This is a genomic window from Sorangium aterium (assembly GCF_028368935.1).
GTDB classification, from domain to species: Bacteria; Myxococcota_A; Polyangia; order Polyangiales; family Polyangiaceae; genus Sorangium; species Sorangium atrum.
The window spans coordinates 373,587-393,968 of the sequence record NZ_JAQNDK010000005.1 but is presented as its reverse complement, the minus strand read 5'-3'; the positions used below and the strand labels follow the sequence as shown (position 1 = coordinate 393,968).

Here is a 20,382-nt window from a genome sequence, read left to right as displayed (position 1 = left end):
GGTGCGCTGAGCACCGAAAACGTCGAGGTGGGCCCGTATCCGAAGCGGGTGACCGTCGCTCTAGCGATTTGCGATGTGGATCGCGGCGCCCATGGCGTGGGCGGCGGCTTCCATCAGCGACTCGCCGAGGGTCGGGTGGGGGTGGATCGTGAGCGAGAGATCCTCGAGGAAGGCCGCCATCTCGAGCGAGAGGGACGCCTCGCTGATCATGGTGCTGGCCTCCGGCCCGACGATGTGGACGCCGAGCACCTGCTTCGTCTTCTTGTCGGCGACGATCTTCACGAAGCCCTCGGTCTCGTTCATGGCCATGGCCTTGCCGAGCACCGAGAACGGGAACTTGCCGATGCTGACCTCGAGGCCCTTCGCCTTCGCCTCCGCCTCGGTGAGCCCCACCGTGGCGATCTCCGGATCGGTGAAGATCGCGCCCGGGATCGCGACCCAGTCCTTCTCGGCCTTGTGGCCCGCGATGACCTCGGCGGCGATCTCGCCCTCCTTCGTCGCCTTGTGCGCGAGCAGGGGCGGCCCGCTGACGTCGCCGATGGCGTAGATCGAGGGCACGTTGGTGCGGCAGAACTTGTCCGTCGGGACGAACCCGCGCTGATCGACCGTGACGCCGACCTTCTCGAGGCCGAGCCCCTTGCTGCTCGGCCGCATGCCGACGGCGACGAGCACGGTGTCGACGACGATCGTCTGCTCCTTGCCGTCGGCCTGGATCTTCACCCCGACCGAGCCGTCCTTCTGCTTCTCGTACCCGAGCGCCTTGGCGTTCTTGTGGATCGTGCCGCCGCGCTTCAGGATCTTGCGCTCGACGATCTTTGTGCAGTCGGGGTCGACGCCCGTGAGCAGCTCCGGCAGCGCCTCGACGACGATGAGCTCGGCGCCGAACGCCTGGTAGACCATGCCGAGCTCCAGGCCGATGACGCCGCCGCCGATCACCATCAGCCGCTTCGGGACGCGGCGCAGGCTGACCGCCTCCTTCGCGCCGATGATCGTGTCGCCGTCGAACTTGAACGTCGGGATCTCGATGGTCGTCGAGCCGGTCGCGATCACGATCGCCTTCGTCGCCTCGAACTGCTCCACCGAGCCGTCAGCCCGGGTCACGTCCACGCGCTTCGGCCCCACGACCGTGGCGGTGCCGTTCACCACGTCGGCGCCGTTGCCCTTGAGCAGCGACCCGACGCCGCCGGTGAGCTTCTTGACGATGCCTTCTTTCCAGTCCTGCATCTTGTTGGCGTCGAGCTCGACGCCGCTGACCTTGATGCCCATCGCGGCGCCGGCCTGCGACTTCTCGTAGAGATGCGCGGCGGAGATCAGCGCCTTGGAGGGGATACACCCCCAGTTGAGGCAGACGCCGCCGACGTTCTCCTTCTCGATGCAGAGCACCTTCTGCTTGAGCTGAGCGAGCCGGATGGCGCAGGGGTAACCGCCGGGGCCGGCTCCGATCACGATTGCGTCGTAGGTCTTCATCCTTGTCCTTTTGTGCGCTTCGAAGACTGGAACTAGGGGCGCCGGGGTTCGTCAGGCAAGCCCCTCGCCGACAGCCCTGAGGCCGCGCCCGCACCCGCGAGCCGTCCCTGGGTGCCCGGGGGCTTACACGACCTCGCAGCGAGGGGAAATCCCTCCCCGAGGTCAGCGCCCGCCGCCGTGCGCCGGCGCTTTCGGGGAGCGCAGGAGCTCTGCGCGCTGGTCCCGCAGGTGCCAGGGCAGCTCGGCGTAGACGTCGTCGAACAGCGTCTCCCGGGCAGGCGGTCCCATCGCCTCGACCTCGGCGACGGCGGCGGCGATCTCGGCGTTGAGCTCCGCCTCGAGGGAGGACTCCGCGGCGTCGTCGAGGAGCCCGCGGCCGGCGAGGTGGCGCCCGAGGCGCAGCAGCGGGTCGCGCTCCGTCCAGCGATCGACCTCCTCTTGCGACCTGTAGCGGCTCGGGTCGTCGCTCGAGGAGTGCGCGCCGACGCGGTAGGTGAGCGCCTCGATGAAGCTGGGGCCGCCGCCGTCACGAGCCCGCGCGACCGCCTCGGAGACGGCGCGGTAGACGGCGATGACGTCGTTGCCGTCGACCCGCACCGACGGGACGCCGTAGGCGCGCCCCTTGATGGCGATCGTCCTCGAGGCCGTCTGCCGGTCCGTCGGCACGCTGATGGCCCAGTGGTTGTTCTGGCAGATCATGACGCACGGCGCCTTGAAGACCGCCGCGAAGTTCATCGCGCTGTGGAAATCGGGCTCGCTCGTCGCGCCGTCGCCCATGAACCCCACCACCACGGTGCTGTCGCGCCGCAGCTTCGCGGCCCACGCGGCGCCGACCGCCTGCGGGAGCTGCGGGCCGATGCAGCTCGACCAGGACACCTGGTTCACCTGCCGCCCGCTCATGTGCGACGGCATCTGGCGCCCCTGGAGGAGGTCGCCCGCGTTGCCGAACACCTGGGCCACATAGGTGCGGAGCGGGAAGCCGCGCACCAGCATCATCACGCTCTCGCGCAGCGCGGGGAAGATCCAGTCCGTGGGCTCGACCGCGAGCGCGGTGGCGATCGGCGTCGCCTCCTGGCCGGTGCACGCGCCGTAGAAGCCGACCCGCCCCTGCCGCTGGAGCAGGAGCATGCGCGCGTCGAGCAGCCTGAGGCGCTTGATCTCGCGGTACGCGCGCAGCAGCAGCGCGTCGCTCAGGCAGGGGTCGGTCGCGGGATCCAGGGTTCCGTCGTCCCGGAGGACGCTGAGCAAGCCCTCGTCGCCCCCCTCCCCTGGTCGCGACGTGGGCGCGTGAGGTGGAGGGGCGTCGGCGGCGGACCTCGCGGAGGCGCCGGGCGGCGTGGCTTCCAGCTCGCTCATGACCGGACCATACCGCGAAATGACGGCGCTCGTGGCCCCTTCGGCCCGCGGCGACGCGCCTCCCGCGCCCTGCGGCATGCCCGAGCGAAGCGGCTCACATCCCTCGCGCACGAGCTCAGCCGAGCAGGACGCGGAACATCCGCTTGCTGTCCGAGAGGTAGTAGTAAGCGGCGCGGTCCGCGTCGCCCATCAGATCGAGGATGGCGCGCTCCATCTGATCGGGGCTCAGCGTGTTCGACACTTCCCAGGTGTCGGGCGTGACCTCGTCGCCCTGCCACGGTCCGGCGCAGAGCGCGACGAGGCGCGCCCGGTTCGCCTCGTCGGCGATCGAGAAGGTGATGATGTAATCGTGGTTGACGAAGCCGCTATAGAGCTTGTTGTCACGCGGCATCCGATCCCTCCGTGTGGGCGCGATGCGCGGCGGCGCGCGCGCGACGATCGCGCCCCTCGGAGCCTCGATCGTCGCGCGTGCGCCCACGCCCGAGGCGACGGCGCAGGTGGGGCGCCCCCGGCGTCGTCACCGCGGGCCGGGCGGCAGCGGGGCGGCCGCTTCCTCGTCGTCGTGCTGCTCGGGGCGGCGCGCGCCGAGCGTGAAGACGTGCAGCAGGACCAGGCTCGCGCCGAGGAACACCTCCGACTTGCTCACGAGCTCGGCGCGGCGATGGACGCGTTCGAGCTCCATGCCGAGCTCCCCCTCGCCGCGCTGGACGCCCTCGCGGTGGAGCGCCGCGATGCGGGGGGTGAGCGCCAGGCCGACGTACGCGGCGCACCCGGCCAGCACCATGGCGACGACCCGGCGCACGCGCGCCGCGCGGCCCGCGCCGTGGCGGTACGCGGCCCAGGTGCGGGCCACCTCGGCGCCGAGGAGGATCACCGCGGCGCCGAGCGCGAATTGATCGAAGCGGGCGAACGCCGCGCTCATGGCGTCACCGGAGAAGGGGGCCGGGGCGAGCCGGAAGACGAACGGGGCAGCGCAGGCGCCCAGCGCCACGATGCCACCGACCCAGGCCCCCGCCGCGAGCGCGGCCACGCTCGCGGCCACGCGATCGATGAGGGAGCGGCGCGACGCGGCGCGCTCTTCGGGGCTCGGAGCGAGGTCCGCCTCGCTGAACTGCGCTTCATCGTTCATGCATCCACCTCGGAAGCGAGGACGGCGAGCGCCTCCTCGACGGCCCCCTGATCGGCCTTCCGCTCGTCTCCCCGCATCGCCGCGATCGCGGCGCGGGCAGCCGAGAGGCGGGCGCGACCGGCGGCCGCGACGGCGAGCGTGCGCCGGTGGCGATCCCACGCGCCGAGCTCGCTGAGGATCTCGCGGATGGCCCGCTCGTGGCCCATCCGCGCGAGCGCGACGCGCGCGTGCCAGCGCAGCGGGTCGCGACCGAAGCCGAGCTTGAGCCCGAACGCGCGCCGCTCCAGGGCGCTCCGGGAAGCGGCGAGGCCGAGCTCGCCGCAGAGCTCGATGGCCGCGGCCTCGTCTTCGTGATCGACCCCGTGGAGCTTTCCTCCCACGATCTCGGCGAGCACGGGGTGGCCGACCGGATCGCCGAAGCGCGCGGTGACGACCGCCGCCGCTGCCCGCACGAGCGGGGACGCGTGGCCGAGCAGCGCGCGCGCCCGCTCCATGCCCAGCGGAGGCAGCTCGCCGCCGGACTCCCCCAGCTCCTCGAACATCCGCAGCGCGATGTGGCAGACGAGCGGGTCGTCGTCGTGGGTGGCCTGCATGACGGCCTCGATCGCGTCGGCCTGCTGGGCGCAGACGCGCGGGAACGCGATCACCGCCTGGAACCGCACCTCGGGCCGCTCGTCCGAGAGGGCGCGCCGGAGCCGGCCCGTGGCCCGCATGTCCCCGATTTCACCGAGCGCCGTGATCGCCATCTGCCGGACGTAGGGATCCACGTCCTCGACGGCGAGGAGCAGGGCGGGGAGCGCCTCGACGGCCTTCGTGTCGGCGAGGGCGATGGCCGCTGCCGCGCGGACCGCCGCGTGCTCATCGACGCGCAGCGCGCCTTCGATCGCGCGCACGACCTGCTCCCGTGCCGTTGCGGCATACGGGACGAGGTCGCTCACGGCCTCCGCGCGCATGGCCGGCTTCTGCGAAGCGACGTCGCGCAGCGCAGCCTCGAGCGTCCTTTTCGCAGGGGCCGATCCGAACACGCGGCCAACGCTAGCACGGTCGACGCGCAAAGCCGGACCGCACCGAGCGACGCTCAGCCGCCGCCCGAGCCGCCAGCGCCGCCCGAACCGTCAGCGCCGCCCGAGCCACCAGCGCCCCCTTCGCCACGCGAGCCGCCGCCTTCGCCCTCCGAGCCGCCGGCGCCTCCCGCGCCACCCGACCCTCCAGCGCCGCCGGCGCCTCCAGCGCCCGAGGCATCCGGCGTGTAGGGGGGCCACTCGTCCTGTTCAGGAGCGGCCCTGCACACCCCAGGCTCGCTCTCGACGCCGCCCGGCGGCTCGCTGGCGGCGCTCGACGCGGACGGCGGGTTCGGCAGGCAGGCCTTCGAGCCTTCCGGCCTGGCGTCGACGATCGCGGCGTTGCGTTCGCCCGGCGCGATCCCTGCGGCATCCTGGATCTTGCCCAGCGCGACGCACGAGTAGCCGCGGCGGCAGTCGTCGTCCTCATCGCAGGTGGCCATGCAGAACGTGCGCTCGAAGCGCGGCCAGCGGACGTTCTCGAGCTCGCTGCACGCCGGATCGATCACCGGGTTGAACGCGACGCAGACGCTGCTCCCGGAGCAGCCGTCCGGATCGCAGTTGAAGACCGTGCAGTAGCCGCCAGGCTGCGTCCCATCGCAGAGGAGCTGCTGCTCTGCCTGCACGCAATCGAGCGACGAGGTGCACGGATCGCCGATCTGGGGACCGCATCCGGCGAGCAGCGAGGATGCGCCAAGGACGACGAGCAGGAGGGCGGGCTCGGTGAGGCGGAGCATCGAGGAGGCCGCTTAGTACCGGCAGGGGCGCCCGCGCGCAAGCGCAGGCCCGCGACGCCCATGACACCGTGCCGGAACCGGCGCTCGCTTCCGCCCGAATTGACACCCTGCGGTCAGGCCTCTACAAACGAGCGGACCGGGGTGACCCCGGAGAACGAAGCGAAGGCCATGGCGACTTACATCACCGAAGACTGCATCAACTGCGGCGCCTGCGAGCCCGAATGCCCGAACGAAGCCATCAGCGAGGGCGACGAGATCTATGTGATCGATCCGGAGCTCTGCACCGAGTGCGTCGGCTTCTATGATCACGAAGCGTGCCAGGCCGTATGCCCGGTCGAGTGCTGCCTGCCCAACCCGCAGATCGTGGAGACCGAGGAGGTCCTCATCGCGCGCGCGGTCAGGCTGCACCCCGACGATGCGGAGCTGAAGAAGCGGGCCGCTGCCAACGATTACCCCTCGCGCTTCCGCAAGTAGCGCGCCTCTTCGCGCACCATCGCGTCGCCTCTGCGGCCGCGTTTCCCATGCCTCCGCCGGCTCCGTCGGTTCGATGCGGCGCCCGGGTCACACCGTGATCCGGCGCTGGGCCGCAGTGGTCCTCGCGGGCGCCTGCGCGGGCTGCCATGGCAGCGGTCCGCTGCTCCACCCGGCCCACGTCCTCCGCCCCGGCGCCGTGCGCCTCGGCGGCGGCCTGTCGGGTGACATGGTCGTCGCCGGAGCGGCGGACGCAGGCGCGAGCGCCGCCGACCCCGCAACGGCGGAGGGCGCCGCGCGACGAAAGCTCTCCGAGATCGCCGTCTCGCCGGGCGTCGCGCCGTGGGCCAGCGCCCGCGTCGGGATCGAGGGCGAGAACGAAGCGGGGCTGACGTACACGGGGCGAGCCATCCGGCTCGACGGGCGCCACGCGTTCCCGCTCGGCGACGCGGCCCTGTCGATCGGCCTCGGCGCCTCGGCGCTCCTCGCGGGCGGGCCGGGCCCCAGCGCAGAAGGGATCGACGTCCACGGCGCGGGGCTCGACGTCCCTCTGCTGCTCGGCTTCCGGTCGGACGCGGATCTCTACGCGGTCTGGTTCGGTCCCCGGCTCGGCTTCGAGCTCCTCGGCGGCGAGGTGCGGCTGCCCGCCGCCGGGGCGGCGCTCCGAGGACCGCTCGTCGACGCGTCGGGCCAGCATCTCCAGCTCGGGTTCGTGCTGGGCATCCGCGCGGGGTTCCGCCACGTGCACGTCGCCCTCGAGGCCACCGCGACCTACCACCACGCCGAGGGCGAGATCGCCGGCAGTCCGGTCGCGATCGATCAGGGCACCGTCGCCCCGGGCGGCGGCCTCACGGTCACCTTCTGATGGGACCGCAACAAACGCAACGACGTTGCAACGTCGGCAGCGCGACGTTGCACGACGTCGGGGCGTTTCCGGACGTAACCAAACGGAACAAGGCGCAGCAAGCGTAACAAAACGCAACAAAACGCAATGAAGCGGATTCCCGGCCATTTTTGGTGGCAAGCGCAGGCGCTTGCCCGGCCGGAGGACCCGTCTTAGACTCGGCTCTATGCGTCCCCACGGCGCCCTCGCCACCTCATGCCTGCTCGCCGGTGCGGCTCTCGTCGGCTGTTCGGCGCCTGTCGCGGGCGACGCGACGGAGGTCAACGGGGTGGTCACCCAGGGGGTCGTGCGCGTCGAGCGCGCGATCAACCTGAGCCGGGACGCCGCCTCGACCGCCACCCCCGGTGAGCTCGACGACGCCGCGCCGCCGAGCGCGGGCGTCGAGGGGGCGGGGGCGGTCACGAACGTGCTGGCGAAGTTCATGCGCCTCTCGTCCGCGATGGATCCCGAGCTCGCCGAGGGCGCCGTCGGGAAGCCGTTCGTCCTCCCCTCCGCCGGCAGCTGCATGGTCCTCTCGCCCGCCGCCGACGACGAGGCGGCGAGCAGCATCAGCTCGCTCAGCCCCATCGAGCTCCTCGACGCGGGCGACGTGACGATGAAGACCGAGAGCACCGAGATGCCGCTCGCAGCCCGCGCGTTCCCGGACGTGGGCGCCCTGGTCTTCGGCGTGTTCTACACGTCGCGCGACGCCACCAGCGATCTGCCTGCGCCGGCGCGGTACGTGTTCGAGAGCTCCGGCTCGGGGCAGCTCGACCGGTTCGCGTTCGAGGCCGATGCCCCCGCGGGTCCCGAGGAGGTGCGCATCGGCGACGCCGAGCTGGCCGACGGCGTCGATCTCGACGCCGGGGTCGGCGCGGTCGTGCAGTGGCGCGCGGACGAGGGCGGCCGGGCGCGGGACGTCATCTACGTCGACGTGACCTCGGCGCACGGCGCGACCGTGCGGTGCGCGTTCAAGGACACCGGGAGGGGCGTGATCCCGGGTTCCTTGCTGGATCCCTCGACGCTCGGGCCCCTGCCGGCGAACGCGACGCTCGCCCTGCACCGGACGCGGCAGGTGCCGTTCAACACCTCGGGGATCGACCTCGGCGAGGTGCGCTTCGACCTCTCCGTGAACGGCCGAGCGCGCATCGCCGCGCGCTGACGGCGCTCCGACCGACATCGGCGTGGCGCACGAGGATCTGCGACGTCGCGCGGCCGAGCTCGCCGCCATCGGGCAGCGCGACCGCGGCACCGCGCTCCTCGTGGCTGCCGGAGATCACGCGGGCGCATCGGAGCTGCTCGAGCGCGTCTGCGATTTCGCCGGCGCGGCCCGGGAGGCGCTGGCAGCCGGGGACCCGGCCCGCGCGGCGCTGATGGCCGCGCTCGGCGGCGACGAGGCGCTCGCGCGCGAGGCGCTCGATCGGATCGCCGCCACGTCGCCCCGGGACGCTGCGCTGCGCGCCGCCGCCGACCTCGCGGCGCGCGGCTTCTCGCGCCACGCGGGCGCGCTGTTCGCGGCGCTCGGCGCTCACACGGCGGCCGCGGAGGCGTTCACCGCGGCCCACGACGCGTGCCGCGCCGCCGAGAGCTTCGAGCTCGCCGGCCGCCCGGCCGACGGCGCGCGGGTGCTCGAGGCCGCGCTCCGCCGCCGCCCGGGCGACGCGGCGGCGTGGCTCGCGCTGGGCGAGCTGCTCGCGCGCCACGGCCGCACAGAGGCCGCCGTGCGGGCGCTCCAGCAGCTGCCGCCCGCCGCCGCCGAGCGGGCCCGCGCGCTGCCGCTGCTCGGCCGCTGCCTGAGCGAGCTCGGGCTCGAGGACGCCGCGCGGACCGTCCGCGACGAGCTCGCCCGGCTCGATCCGCCCGGCCAGGAGGCGCTCTCCTCGCGAGGCGCCGCTCCCGGCAGCCCCGCCGCAGGCCCTCCCCCGGCAGGACCCGCGCCCGTCGGGCCGCTCCTCTTCGGGCGCTACGAGACGCTGCGCGAGGTCACGTCGACGCCCCACGCGCGCGTGGTGGAGGCGCGCGACCGGATCACGGCGGAGCGCGTCGCCGTGAAGATCTTCGCGGGCGCGGCGTTCGGAGCGGGCCGCGACGCGCTCCTCCGGTTCGAGCGCGAGGCGCGCGCCCTCGCCCAGCTCCGGCACCCGAACGTCGTCGCGCTCCGCGCGTACTACCCCGAAGGGCCGGCGATGGTGCTCGCCTGGATGACAGGCGGGTCCCTGATCGAGCGGCTGCGGGGGGATCCGGTCACCCCCGCGCGCGCCGTCGAGATCGCGGGCGCGCTCCTGTCCGCGCTCGGCGAAGCGCACCGCCTCGGCATCCTCCACCGCGACGTGAAGCCGAGCAACGTGCTCTTCGACGAGATGGGGACGGCTCACCTCGCGGATTTCGGCGCGGCGCACCTCGGGGATCTCTCGTCCACCGCCACGGCGGGCGCGATCGGGACGTTCGCGTACATGTCGCCGGAGCAGCGCATGGGCCGACCGGCGACGCTGGCGAGCGATCTGTACGGCGTCGGCGCGGTGCTCGCCGAGCTGCTCACCGGAGAGCCGCCCGCCCCCGCCGTGCGCGGGCAGCTCGATCCCGCGCCGAGCGAGATCCATCCGGACCTCACGGCGGCCCACGACGCGGCCGTGGCGGCGCTGCTCGCGGAAGACCCCGCCGCGCGGCCGGCCGACGCGTTCGAGGCGCGGCGCGCGATCACCGCGATCTCCTGGCCAGAGCGCCCGCGGCCGCGGCGGTCGCGCGCGAGCGGCCGGCCCCGATCGAGCGACGCGCCGCCCGCCACGGCGGCGCGGCTCGCGGCGACCCTGGAGGTCGGCGACGGCCGGGACACGGAGGGGCGCTGGCACGACGCCTGGCTCGATCGCGACGTCCTCGTGCTGCAGCTCGACGACGCGACCCTCGCCCGGGCCCGGACCTTCGCGCGCGCCGGCCACGCGGCCTTGGCGTCCGTCCTCCGGGTCGATCTCGCCAACGGCGAGGTCTGGGTGGCGCTGCCCCAGGGCCGCGCGCTCGCCGACGAGGCGCGCGCGCTGACGAGGGCTCAGCGCGCGCGCCTCGGCGAGGGTATCGCGGCGCTCCACGCGGCCGGAGGCGCGCACGGGTGCATCGACAGCCAGCACCTTTACGTCCACGACGGCGAGCTCACGCTGGCCTACCCGCGCGAGGCTCCCGGCGACGTGGAGGAGCTCGCAGCGCGGGATCTCGCGGCGCTCCAGGAGCTCGACAGGAACGCGCTGGACGAGCTCTAGATCGATGAACCAGGGCGGAGGCGGCGCCAGACGCGGGGCCCGCGATGCGCGGGCGTTGGGGGTGTCCGGCGCGCCGGCTCAGTTCGGCGGAGACGGGGCGGGCGGCGGCGCCGGCTGCGGCGGCGAGATGCGCCCGCCGGGCGAGGTGCAGAAGCCCCCGTAATCGTCGCGCTTGGTGATGTCGTAACAGCAGTAATCGCCGTCGTACTCGGGCTCGCTGTCGACCGACTCGACCTCGCCGCTGCACGAGTCGCTTCCGAAATAGGCGAGCGCCTCGTCCTGGGAGGGGCATTCCCCTTCGATCTCGGTCCACTCGAAGCACCCGACCTTGTCGCACCCCGTCGTCGCGAGGGTGAGCGCCAGGGCTGCGAGCTGGAGGGCCCGGACCGGGCAACGCGCGAGGGCCGAACGGATCGTCGAGATCATGGATTCTCCCGGACACACGGGCGCTGCGCGCGCCCCGAGCGAGCATACTCCGGTTCGGACGAAGCCGGCTGCTCCGGAGAGGACCGAGCAGGCTCGCGTCGCGCGCCGGCGTGCCCGTCGCCACGCGTGGCGGCGGACGCCGCGCCTTCTGGTCGATCCGGACCGGGTGGAGTACACGACAGCATGACGACCGGAGAGCAGGGGGCCCGGGTGGTGCGCGCGCCGCGCGGGAGCGAGCGGAGCTGCAAGGGGTGGATCCAGGAGGCCGCGCTCCGGATGCTCCACAACAACCTCGATCCGGAGGTCGCAGAGCGCCCCGACGATCTCGTGGTGTACGGCGGCACCGGGAAGGCGGCGCGCTCGTGGGAGGCGTTCGACGTGATCGTCCGCGAACTCCGGGAGCTCGCGGACGACGAGACGCTCCTCGTGCAGTCGGGCAAGGCGGTGGGCCGCTTCCGCACGCACCCGGACGCGCCCCGCGTGCTCCTCGCGAACTCGAACCTCGTGGGCCGGTGGGCGACGTGGGACGAGTTCCGCCGGCTCGAGGCGCTCGGCCTGACCATGTACGGGCAGATGACCGCGGGCTCGTGGATCTACATCGGCTCGCAGGGCATCGTGCAGGGCACCTACGAGACGTTCGTCGCCGCGCGGAAGGCGCACGCGGCGCGCGCCCCGGGCGGCGGGCGCTGGGTGCTCACCGCGGGGCTCGGCGGCATGGGCGGCGCGCAGCCGCTCGCCGCGACGATGGCGGGCATGGCCTGCCTCGGCGTCGAGATCGACCCGGCGCGCATCGAGAAGCGGCTCCGCACCGGCTACGTCGACGAGCGCATCGACGATCTCGACCGCGCCCTCGACGCCGTCCTCGAGAGCGTCCAGCGCGGGGCGCCACGCTCGATCGCCCTCTGCGGCAACGCCGCCGACGTCTACCCGGAGCTCGTGCGCCGCGGCGTCACGCCCGACCTCGTCACCGAGCAGACCGCGGCGCACGATCCGCTCGTCGGCTACGTCCCGCCGGGGCTCACGCTCGAGCAGGCGGCGGAGCTCCGCGCGCGCGACCCCGGGGAGTACGTCGCGCGCGCGAAGGCGGGGATGCGCAGGGAGGTCGAGGCGATGCTCGCGATGCAGCGGCGCGGGGCCGAGGTCTTCGACTACGGCAACAACATCCGCACCTGCGCGACGGAGGCGGGCGAGGAGGACGCGTTCGCGATCCCCGGCTTCGTTCCGGCGTACGTGCGCGAGCTGTTCTGCCAGGGCAAGGGCCCGTTCCGGTGGGTCGCGCTCTCGGGCGATCCCGAGGACATCCTCGCCACCGACCGCGCGGTGCTCGAGGCGGTCCCGGGCGACGCCGATCTCCGCCGCTGGATCGAGCTCGCACAGCGGAAGATCGCGTTCCAGGGGCTCCCGTCGCGGATCTGCTGGCTCGGCTACGGCGATCGCGCGAAGGTCGGGCTCGCCTTCAACGAGCTCGTCCGCGCCGGCCGGGTGAAGGCGCCGATCGTGATCGGGCGCGACCACCTCGACTGCGGATCGGTCGCGTCGCCGTTCCGGGAGACGGAGGCGATGAAGGACGGCTCGGACGCGATCGCCGACTGGGCGATCCTCAACGCGCTCGCGAACACGGCGGGCGGCGCGTCGTGGGTGAGCTTCCACCACGGCGGCGGCGTCGGGATCGGCAACTCGCTGCACGCCGGGATGGTGATCGTCGCCGACGGCACCGAGGCCGCGCGGCAGAGGCTCGAGCGGGTGCTCACCATCGATCCGGGGATGGGGATCATCCGGCACGCCGACGCGGGCTACGAGACGGCGATCCGCGTGGCGGACGAGAAGGGGGTCCGGGTGCCGCACCGGGTAGGGTGACCGGCTCCGCCGCGCCCTCGAGGGCGCGCAGCCGCGCGATCTCCTCCATGTAGCCGCGCCGCTCCTTCGAGAGCGGCGGCAGCTCGATCACCGCCGGCACGCGCGCGAGCCGCGCGTCGTTCGCGAGGCGCCAGAACGGCGCGAGCCCCATCTCCCCGTCGCCGATGCGCTCGTGCCGATCGAGCCGCTGGCCGAGCCCCGCCTTCGAGTCGTTCATGTGCATGCACCTCAGCCGCTCCAGCCCGAGCAGCCGGCCGAAGTCGCTCCAGAACCGCTCGTAGCCGGCCTCGCTCCGGAGGTCGTGCCCCGCCGCGAAGGCGTGCTGCGTGTCGACGCAGACCCCGAGCCGCGACCCCTCCGGCCCGGCGCGATCGATCATCGCGGCGATCTGATCGACGCGATCGCCGAGGGTCGACCCCTGCCCGGCCGTGTTCTCGATGCACAGCTGCGCGCGGAGGCCCTCCGCGCGAGAGAGCACGATCGACAGGCTCTCGCCGATGCGATCGAGGCCGACCTCCTCGCCGAGGCTGCGCGGCGCGCCCGGATGGAACACCACGAAGTCGATCCCGAGCGCGTCGCACCGCGCGAGCTCCTGGAACAGCGCCTCCCGCGAGCGCTCGAGGATCGCGGCGTCGTCGGCGCACAGGTTGATGAGGTAGCTCGCGTGGGCGAGCGTCCGGCCCGCGCCGGCCCAGGCCGCGCGCGCGGCGCGAAACGCGGCGATCTGCTCCGCGCTCAGCGCCGGCTCCCGCCACTGGCCCGAGACCTTGGTGAAGATCTGCACCGCCTCGCAGCGGTCCTCCCCCGCCAGCGCGATCGCGCGGTGAAGGCCGCCGGCCACGGACTCGTGCGCGCCGAAGATCATGGGCCGCACTGCTTGGGGCGCTTCCCCGCCGCCGGCAAGGCATTGCCCCGAGCCGACCGGATCTGCCACGGCCCCCGCCATCCGCGCGCGCCCGCGCGCCCTCCACGCGCCCTCACGCGCTCTCACGCATGGGGGCAACGCCCGGGCCACCTCGTCCGTCCCCTGCGATGACCCCGATTCCGCGAGCAAATCGAGCAAACCGCATGCCGGGAGGGCGCGAACCCCGGTTCGCGGCACCTCACCCTTGACGCGTTCCTGCCCAGGCGCGAATTGAGCGGCCTTCCTGGAGTCTCGATGAGCCATATGGGTGTTACGAACGGGGCCGGCGCCGGAGAGGCAGTGCCGGGGTCGCCGGGTGGGGCCAAGGGCGAGGAAACCGCGGCGGCCCCGCCGCTGATGCCGTCGCATGTGCTCTCGGGCAAGCGGCTCGTGGTGGTCGGAGGGACCGGCTTCCTCGGCAAGGTCTGGCTGGCCATGCTGCTCGCGAGGTTCCCGGAGATCGCCCACATCTACCTGCTCGTCCGGGCCAAGGAGAGCCAGTCGCCGGAGGAGCGCTTCTGGTCGCAGATCGTGACCTCGCCGGTCTTCGACCCGATCCGCGAGCAGTACCCCGGGCCCGCCTTCGAGGAGTACCTGCGGCAGAAGATCACCCCCATGAACGGCAACGTCGGCCTGCCGCTGCTCGGGCTGGGCGACCGCGTGGGGGAGCTCACGGGCACGATCGCCGCGGTCGTGAACGTGGCCGGCGTCGTCGACTTCAACCCGCCGCTCGACGAGGCGCTCGAGGTCAACGCGTTCGGCATCAGCAACCTCGTCGAGCTCGCGCGGACCCTCGGGGCCAAGGTGATGCACACGAGCACCTGCTTCGTCGCGGGCTACCGCTCGGGGCTCATCGAGGAGAACCACCCGGCCGAGATCCCCTTCCCCCGCGCCGCGGGCGAGACGTGGTTCGGCGCCGCCTGCCCGAAGCGGACCCTCGATCGGTCGCACTGGGATCCGCAGCGCGAGATCAGCGAGTGCCTCGACCTCGTGCAGCAGGCGCGCCAGCGGTGCGAGGACGCCTTCCGGCAGAGCGCCTTCCTCGACGAGGCCAAGGCCAACCTGGCCGCGCGCAGCGAGCCGTGCCGGGGCAGCGCGCTCGAGAACGAGCTCGCCAGGGTGAAGCGCAAGTTCATCAAGGACCGGCTCATCGAGGCCGGCAAGGAGCGCGCGCTCTTCTGGGGGTGGACCAACATCTACACCTACACGAAGAGCATCGGCGAGCAGGTCCTCGCGAGCTCCGGGCTGCCCTTCACCATCGTCCGCCCCGCCGTCGTCGAGACCGCGGTCGAGTTCCCGTTCTGCGGCTGGAACGAGGGGATCAACACCTCGGCGCCGTACCTCTACCTCGCCTCGAAGGGGCAGGTGCAGTTCCCGGGCGACCACGACGTGCGGCTCGACCTGATCCCGGTCGACATGACCGCGAGCGGCATGATCGCCTCGCTCTGCGAGCTCATCGAGGGCCGCGCGCCCGCGGTGTACCAGTACGGATCGACCGACACGAACGGCTGCCGCGTGACGCGCTACCTGGAGCTCGCCGGGCTCTACAAGCGGCGGCAGGTGTTCGAGGGGAAGAAGACCTCGCTCTTCGACGTCGTGTCGTCCCGCTTCGAGCCGCGCGGGCTGACCCGGCAGCAGTACGGCGCGCACGGCGCGCGCGCCATCGAGGGCGCCCTCCGCGGCCTGGGCGGCCTGCTCAAGACGGCGAGCGTCGGCCCCGCCGCGGCCCTCCTCAAGCCGGCGGCGGCCGCGCTGGAGAGCGCCGCCAGGACCGAGCAGAAGACGGCCACGCTCCTCGAGGTCTTCATGCCGTTCGTCGCGGAGGGCGACTGGGTCTACTCGTGCGCCAACACGCGCGCGGCGATGGCCCGCATGCCCCCCGAGGAGCGGGCGCGCTTCGTCTGGGCGCCCGAGAAGATCGACTGGCGCGACTACATCTGGAACGTGCACCTCCCCGGCCTGGAGAAGTGGGCCTTCCCGCTCATGGAGGAGATGCTCCGCCGGGAGATCAAGCCGCTCCGGCCCTACGACAGCCTGGTCGACCTGCTCGACGAGGTCGCCGAGCGCTTCGATCACGCGCTGTCGGTGCAGCGGTTCGAGCAGGACGGGCTCTCGCGCACGAGCTACCGCGAGCTCCGGGACGCCGCCTGCATGACCGCCGCGCGCCTCGCCGCGCTCGGCGTCCGCCGCGGCGATCGCGTGGCGCTCTCCGGCGCGAACCAGCCGGCGTGGCCCGTCGCCTACTTCGGTATCCTCCGCGCAGGCGCCGTCGCCGTCCCGATCGATCCCGCGCTCGACGCGAAGGCGTTCGCGGACGTCCTCCGCTCGTCGACGGCGAAGGTCGTCCTCTGGGACAGCGGCGTGGCGGAGAAGCTCGGCGCCGACGTGCGCGCGGCGCTGCCGAACCTGGTCGCCTTCGACATGGGCGGGTTCGCCGAGGGCCAGGTGCCCGACCTGGGGCCGGCGTCCGGCGACGGGCTCGCGCCCCCGGACGTGCGCGTGGGCAGCCAGGACGTCGCGAGCGTCGTCTACACGAGCGGCACGACCGGGGAGCCGAAGGGCGTGCTGCTCACGCACGGCAACTTCACGGCCCTGCTGGCCTCGCTGGCGCCGCTGTTCCCGCTCAAGGCGAGCGACCGCGTGCTCAGCGTGCTGCCGCTGCACCAGACCTTCGAGGTGACCTGCGGCCTGCTCCTGCCGCTGTCGCAGGGCGCGCGGATCATCTACCTCGACGACGTCTCGGCCGATCGGGTGAGCGACGGGCTGAAGAGGGCGCGCGTCACGGCGATGGTCGGCGTGCCGGCGCTCTGGCAGATGCTGGAGCGCCAGATCGTCGCCAGGGTGAAGGAGCAGGGGCCCGCCGCGGCCACCGCGTTCAGCTGGGCGATGGAGCTGAACCGCATGCTCGGCAAGCGCTTGGGCCTGAACGCGGGGCGCCTCTTCTTCGGCAGCGTCCACGACGCGCTCGGCGGCAACGTCCGCTTCCTCATCTCGGGCGGCGCGGCGCTCCCCAGGGACACGGCCGCCGTGTTCAAGGGGCTCGGCCTGCCGCTCGCCGAGGGCTACGGCCTGACCGAGGCGGCGCCGCTCCTGACCGTCGCCAGGCCCTCGCCGGCGGCGAACCCAGGGAACGTCGGCAAGCCGATCCCCGGGGTGCAGATCAAGATCGCGAACCCGGACGCGAACGGCGTCGGCGAGGTGCTCGCGCGCGGCGCCAACGTCATGAAGGGCTACGCCGACGACCCGGGCGCGACCCAGGCGGTCCTCGACGCGGACGGGTGGCTCCGCACCGGCGATCTCGGCAAGCTCGACAAGCAAGGGCGGCTCGTCCTCGTCGGCCGGCAGAGCGAGGTGATCAGCGCGGCGAAGGGCGAGAACCTGTACCCGGCCGACATCGAGCGAATGCTCGGCAAGGTCGAGCACGTCAAGGAGCTCGCCATCGTCGGGATCGACAACGGCCGAGGCGGCGAGCAGGTCGCCTGCCTCGCCGTCCCCACGGCGCCCGGCGCGAAGGACGGCGACGGCGACGAGGCGCTCGCGCGGGCCACGCAGCACGAGCGCGCGCTCGACGCGCTCCGGACGGCGATCCAGGGGCTGCCCAAGCCGTGCCACCCCATGGCCCTCCACCTCCACGACGCCGACCTGCCGCGCACCGCGTCCGGTCAGGTGAAGCGCTCCGAGGTGAAGGCGATCGTCACGCGCCTCGCCGCCGAGGCCGGCGCGGGCGCGGCGGCCGTCGCGCAGGACGCCGGCGCGGCGATCGCAGAGCCGAAGGCGCAGGGCCCGGGCGAGGAGCCGATCCACATCCCTCGACCGGTGGCCGACTTCGCCAAGCACTGGATGAACAAGGTCCAGTCCGGCTTCTACGGGAACGTCATGCGCCCGAAGGTCTACGGGCGCGCGTTCATCCCGCACAACCGCAACACGATCGTCGTCTCGAACCACGCGAGCCACCTCGACATGGGCCTCGTGAAGTTCGCGCTGGGCAGCTACGGGGACGGCCTCGTCTCGCTGGCCGCCCAGGACTACTTCTTCGAGGGCAACCGCTGGCGGCGCGCCTACTTCGAGAACCTCACGAACCTGGCGCCCTTCGACCGCAAGGGCGGCCTCCGCACGGCGCTGCGCCAGACCGGCGAGATCCTGGACCGCGGGCGGACGGTGCTCCTCTTCCCGGAGGGCACGCGCAGCCCCGACGGCGGCATCCTCGAGTTCAAGCCGGCGATCGGGCACCTCGCGCTCACGCACAACGTCGACATCCTGCCCCTCTACCTGGGCGGCACCTTCGAGGCGCTCCCCAAGGGGCGCACCGTCCCGATCCGCCGCGACCTCGTCGCGCGCATCGGGCCGCCGCTCACGATCGGCGACCTCCGGCGGCTCACCGCCGGGATGAAGTACGCGGTGGCCTGCCGCAAGGTCGCGGAGCTCACGCAGCTCGCCGTCATCAAGCTCAAAGAGGGCGGCGCCCTCGATCTGAGCCGGGTCGAGAGCATCGATCAGGCCGCTACCACCACCAAGGAGCACCCGCTCACGGTCCTGTTCCGCGAGCTCGAGTCGAAATACGTCGCCGGGCGGGTCACCCAGCCGATCACCTACTACGTGACGCTCGGCACGGAGGACGAGGCGAAGTGGACGCTGCGGATCGACCCGGCCAGCTGCGAGGCGCGGATCGGTAAGCCAAGCCAGCAAGCGGACTGTGTCCTCAAGACGACGCCCGAGATATTCACCAAGATCGTCCGCGAGGCCTACACACCGAGCCCGATGGAGTTCATGACGGGCCTCGTGAAATCGAACGACATCTCCCTCCTCCAGACCTTCCAGAAGGTTTTCGATCTCGCATGAGCCGCTATCTCGTCACCGGGGCGACCGGTTTCCTGGGATCGCACCTCGTCACGGCGCTCCGTGGGGGTGGCCATGACGTGGTGGCGCTCTGCCGGACGGAGGCGCCCGCGCTCGCCGAGCAAGGCGTGGAGCTTCGCCGCGGAGACATCTTCGACGCGGGGTCGGTGCGCGGCGCCGCCGAGGGCTGCGACGGGGTCTTCCACTGCGCGGGGCGCGTCTCGCGGCGCCGTGAGGACGCCGAGGCGCTCTACCGGACGCACGTCGAGGGGACCAAGATCACCCTCGACGCCTGCCGCGACGCGGGGGTGAAGCGCGCGGTGATCGCGAGCACGAGCGGCGTCGTCGCGGTCAGCAAGGACCCGAGCGACGTCCGCGACGAGACGGCGGCGACGCCGATCGACCTCATCGCCGGCTGGCCCTACTACCGCTCGAAGCTGTACGCCGAGCGCGCGGCGTTCGATCGCAGCGGGCCCGGCTTCGAGGTCGTCGCCGTCAACCCGAGCATCCTGCTCGGCCCGGGCGACGTCCACGGCGCCTCGACCGGGGACATCGTGAGCTTCCTCGAGCGCCGGCTCCCCTTCACCCCCGCGGGCGGCCTCTCCTTCGTCGACGCCCGCGACGCGGCCCAGGGCATGGCGCTGGCGATGGACAAGGGCCGCGCGGGCGAGCGCTACCTGCTCGGCGCCGCCAACATGAGCCTGGAGGTCTTCTTCCGCCGCCTCGCGCGCATCTCCGGCGTCCCGGCCCCCGCCCTGCGGCTGCCGCGGAGCATCGCGCTCGCGAAGGCGGGCGCGCACCTCATCGAGCAGGCGCGGAAGCGGCTGCCGTTCGATCTGCCGGTCGATCCGGTGTCGGCCGAGATGGGCCAGCACTTCTGGTACCTCGACGCGACGAAGGCCCGGCGAGAGCTCGGCTGGACGCCGCGCGACCCGCTCGAGACCCTCGCGGACACCGTCGCCGATCTGCGCGCCCGCGGCGTGGTCTGGCCGCAAGCGTAGCTAGACGGCCCGGCGCAGCGGGGTCGGCGGGAACAGGTCCTTCATGTCGAGCGGGAGCTGACCGCGGAACCCCTCGATCTCCCCCGCGGACACGCTGTCGGCGACGGCCTCGCAGATCGCCTGCAGCACGAAGCCGGCGGCCTCGCGGTCCATGCGCAGCTCGCGCGCGACGTCGGCCTCGATGGTCGCGGTCGTGATGCGCTTGTCGGGCCCGTCGAGGAACGGCTCGAGCGACGGGTGGAGCTTCGAGGGCAGCTGCGCGACGAGGTGCCGCGCCTCCTGGGGCGTCACCCTGCGGCAGAGGCAGCCGAGGACGATCTGCAGCGCGAGCTCCGCGCGGTCGCGCTGCTGGAGGCCGCTGTGGCGCTCGACGGCGTGGATCAGCCGGCCATACGCGCTGTCGGCGCGCGCCTTGCGCCGGGTGAGGGCGCGCACGCGGCCGTGCGAGCGCTCCGGGCGCGCGGTCGCCTCGGGGTGCATCGCGCCTTCCGGCTTGAACCGGGCGGCCACCTCGAGCTGCGCCTTCACGACGGAGCCGGCGACCTCCGCGTCGATGACCCCATCGGCGAGCAGATCGTCGAGGGTCACCAGGCCGACGGGCCGCCCTTGCTCGGTCACCGGCACGCGCCGACACGCATGATCGCGCATGGTGCGCACGGCGTCGTCGATCGACGCGTCGAGCTCGAGCGTCGCGATCTCGTCCGACATGATGTCGCGCAGCATCGTGCTGCGCGCGTCGAGGTCGCCTGCCACGACCTCCAGCGCGATATCGCGGTCGGTCACGATGCCGGCGAGGCGCTGGCCGTCGTGGACCAGGACCGCGCCGACGTGGTTGTCCATCATCGCCCTCACGGCGTCATAAGCGGTCGAGCGCGGGCTAAGAACGATCATTCGCGGGCGTCGGTACTCTTCGAGCGACATGGCGAGTCCCTCCCCTGGGCAGCGCGTTCGGGGTTGTGCGTGCGTACGACAGGGATCGGCTAGCCAGAACGGTACCAACCGC

The 20,382-nt window shown here is 72.9% G+C and carries 16 protein-coding genes; 7 read left to right on the top strand and 9 right to left on the bottom strand.

The genetic code is table 11. The annotated features are described in order from the left end of the window. Positions 1-60: 60 nt before the first annotated feature. The 6 genes from lpdA to POL72_RS39730 all read right to left on the bottom strand — a co-directional run bounded on the left by lpdA (position 61) and on the right by POL72_RS39730 (position 5,750). Positions 61-1,467, bottom strand: coding sequence for a dihydrolipoyl dehydrogenase (lpdA, locus tag POL72_RS39755; protein WP_272102078.1), 1,407 nt, complete (start codon positions 1,465-1,467; stop codon positions 61-63). Positions 1,468-1,629: 162 nt separating this feature from the next. Then, positions 1,630-2,823 (bottom strand): thiamine pyrophosphate-dependent dehydrogenase E1 component subunit alpha, encoded by a 1,194-nt coding sequence (locus tag POL72_RS39750; protein WP_272102077.1) that lies wholly within the window; start codon positions 2,821-2,823, stop codon positions 1,630-1,632. Positions 2,824-2,938: 115 nt separating this feature from the next. Further along, complete coding sequence (locus tag POL72_RS39745; protein WP_272102076.1) at positions 2,939-3,214, bottom strand: hypothetical protein; 276 nt, start codon at positions 3,212-3,214, stop codon at positions 2,939-2,941. Positions 3,215-3,340: 126 nt separating this feature from the next. Further along, entirely contained in the window at positions 3,341-3,952 is a 612-nt protein-coding gene (locus POL72_RS39740; RefSeq protein WP_272102075.1) for a DUF4149 domain-containing protein, read from the bottom strand. Continuing rightward, positions 3,949-4,905 carry a HEAT repeat domain-containing protein gene (locus POL72_RS39735; RefSeq protein WP_272102074.1) on the bottom strand — a complete coding sequence of 319 codons (957 nt, stop codon included), beginning with the start codon at positions 4,903-4,905 and terminating at the stop codon, positions 3,949-3,951. Before POL72_RS39735 ends, POL72_RS39740 begins: the two co-directional genes overlap by 4 nt. A 125-nt stretch (positions 4,906-5,030) precedes the next feature. Then, positions 5,031-5,750, bottom strand: a complete 720-nt coding sequence (locus POL72_RS39730; RefSeq protein WP_272102073.1) for a hypothetical protein — start codon at positions 5,748-5,750, stop codon at positions 5,031-5,033. A 168-nt stretch (positions 5,751-5,918) separates the two neighbouring features. Between POL72_RS39730 and POL72_RS39725 the strand changes: the two genes are divergently transcribed. The 4 genes from POL72_RS39725 to POL72_RS39710 all read left to right on the top strand — a co-directional run bounded on the left by POL72_RS39725 (position 5,919) and on the right by POL72_RS39710 (position 10,355). Beyond that, positions 5,919-6,224: a YfhL family 4Fe-4S dicluster ferredoxin gene (locus POL72_RS39725; protein ID WP_272102072.1), complete on the top strand. Its 306-nt coding sequence runs from the start codon at positions 5,919-5,921 to the stop codon at positions 6,222-6,224. A 73-nt stretch (positions 6,225-6,297) separates the two neighbouring features. Further along, positions 6,298-7,086: a hypothetical protein gene (locus POL72_RS39720; RefSeq protein ID WP_272102071.1), complete on the top strand. Its 789-nt coding sequence runs from the start codon at positions 6,298-6,300 to the stop codon at positions 7,084-7,086. A gap of 205 nt (positions 7,087-7,291) precedes the next feature. Further along, on the top strand, positions 7,292-8,266 hold the full coding sequence (locus tag POL72_RS39715) for a hypothetical protein (protein WP_272102070.1): 975 nt from the start codon (positions 7,292-7,294) through the stop codon (positions 8,264-8,266). A 22-nt stretch (positions 8,267-8,288) separates the two neighbouring features. Continuing rightward, the gene (locus tag POL72_RS39710) at positions 8,289-10,355 is read left to right on the top strand and encodes a serine/threonine-protein kinase (RefSeq protein WP_272102069.1); all 2,067 of its coding nucleotides are present in this window, start codon (positions 8,289-8,291) and stop codon (positions 10,353-10,355) included. Positions 10,356-10,433: 78 nt separating this feature from the next. On the opposite strand, the gene POL72_RS39705 is transcribed toward POL72_RS39710, so the two are convergent. Then, a complete protein-coding gene (locus POL72_RS39705; RefSeq protein ID WP_272102068.1) occupies positions 10,434-10,781 on the bottom strand; it encodes a hypothetical protein in 348 nt (115 codons plus the stop codon). A gap of 183 nt (positions 10,782-10,964) precedes the next feature. Here POL72_RS39705 and hutU point away from each other — a divergent pair, with 183 nt between their 5' ends. Beyond that, a complete protein-coding gene (gene hutU / locus POL72_RS39700) occupies positions 10,965-12,638 on the top strand; it encodes a urocanate hydratase (protein WP_272102067.1) in 1,674 nt (557 codons plus the stop codon). Here hutU and POL72_RS39695 read toward each other — a convergent pair. Further along, positions 12,553-13,503 (bottom strand): deoxyribonuclease IV, encoded by a 951-nt coding sequence (locus POL72_RS39695; RefSeq protein ID WP_272102066.1) that lies wholly within the window; start codon positions 13,501-13,503, stop codon positions 12,553-12,555. The two genes, hutU and POL72_RS39695, sit on opposite strands and share 86 nt — an antisense overlap. Positions 13,504-13,797: 294 nt before the next feature. Between POL72_RS39695 and POL72_RS39690 the strand changes: the two genes are divergently transcribed. Both POL72_RS39690 and POL72_RS39685 read left to right on the top strand, forming a co-directional pair. Beyond that, a complete protein-coding gene (locus POL72_RS39690; protein ID WP_272102065.1) occupies positions 13,798-18,381 on the top strand; it encodes an AMP-binding protein in 4,584 nt (1,527 codons plus the stop codon). After that, the gene (locus POL72_RS39685) at positions 18,378-19,379 is read left to right on the top strand and encodes an NAD-dependent epimerase/dehydratase family protein (RefSeq protein ID WP_272102064.1); all 1,002 of its coding nucleotides are present in this window, start codon (positions 18,378-18,380) and stop codon (positions 19,377-19,379) included. The genes POL72_RS39690 and POL72_RS39685 overlap by 4 nt, the downstream gene beginning before the upstream one ends. Here the strand turns inward: POL72_RS39685 and POL72_RS39680 are convergent, their stop codons facing one another. Further along, entirely contained in the window at positions 19,380-20,300 is a 921-nt protein-coding gene (locus tag POL72_RS39680; protein WP_373372292.1) for a DUF2267 domain-containing protein, read from the bottom strand. Positions 20,301-20,382: the final 82 nt, after the last annotated feature.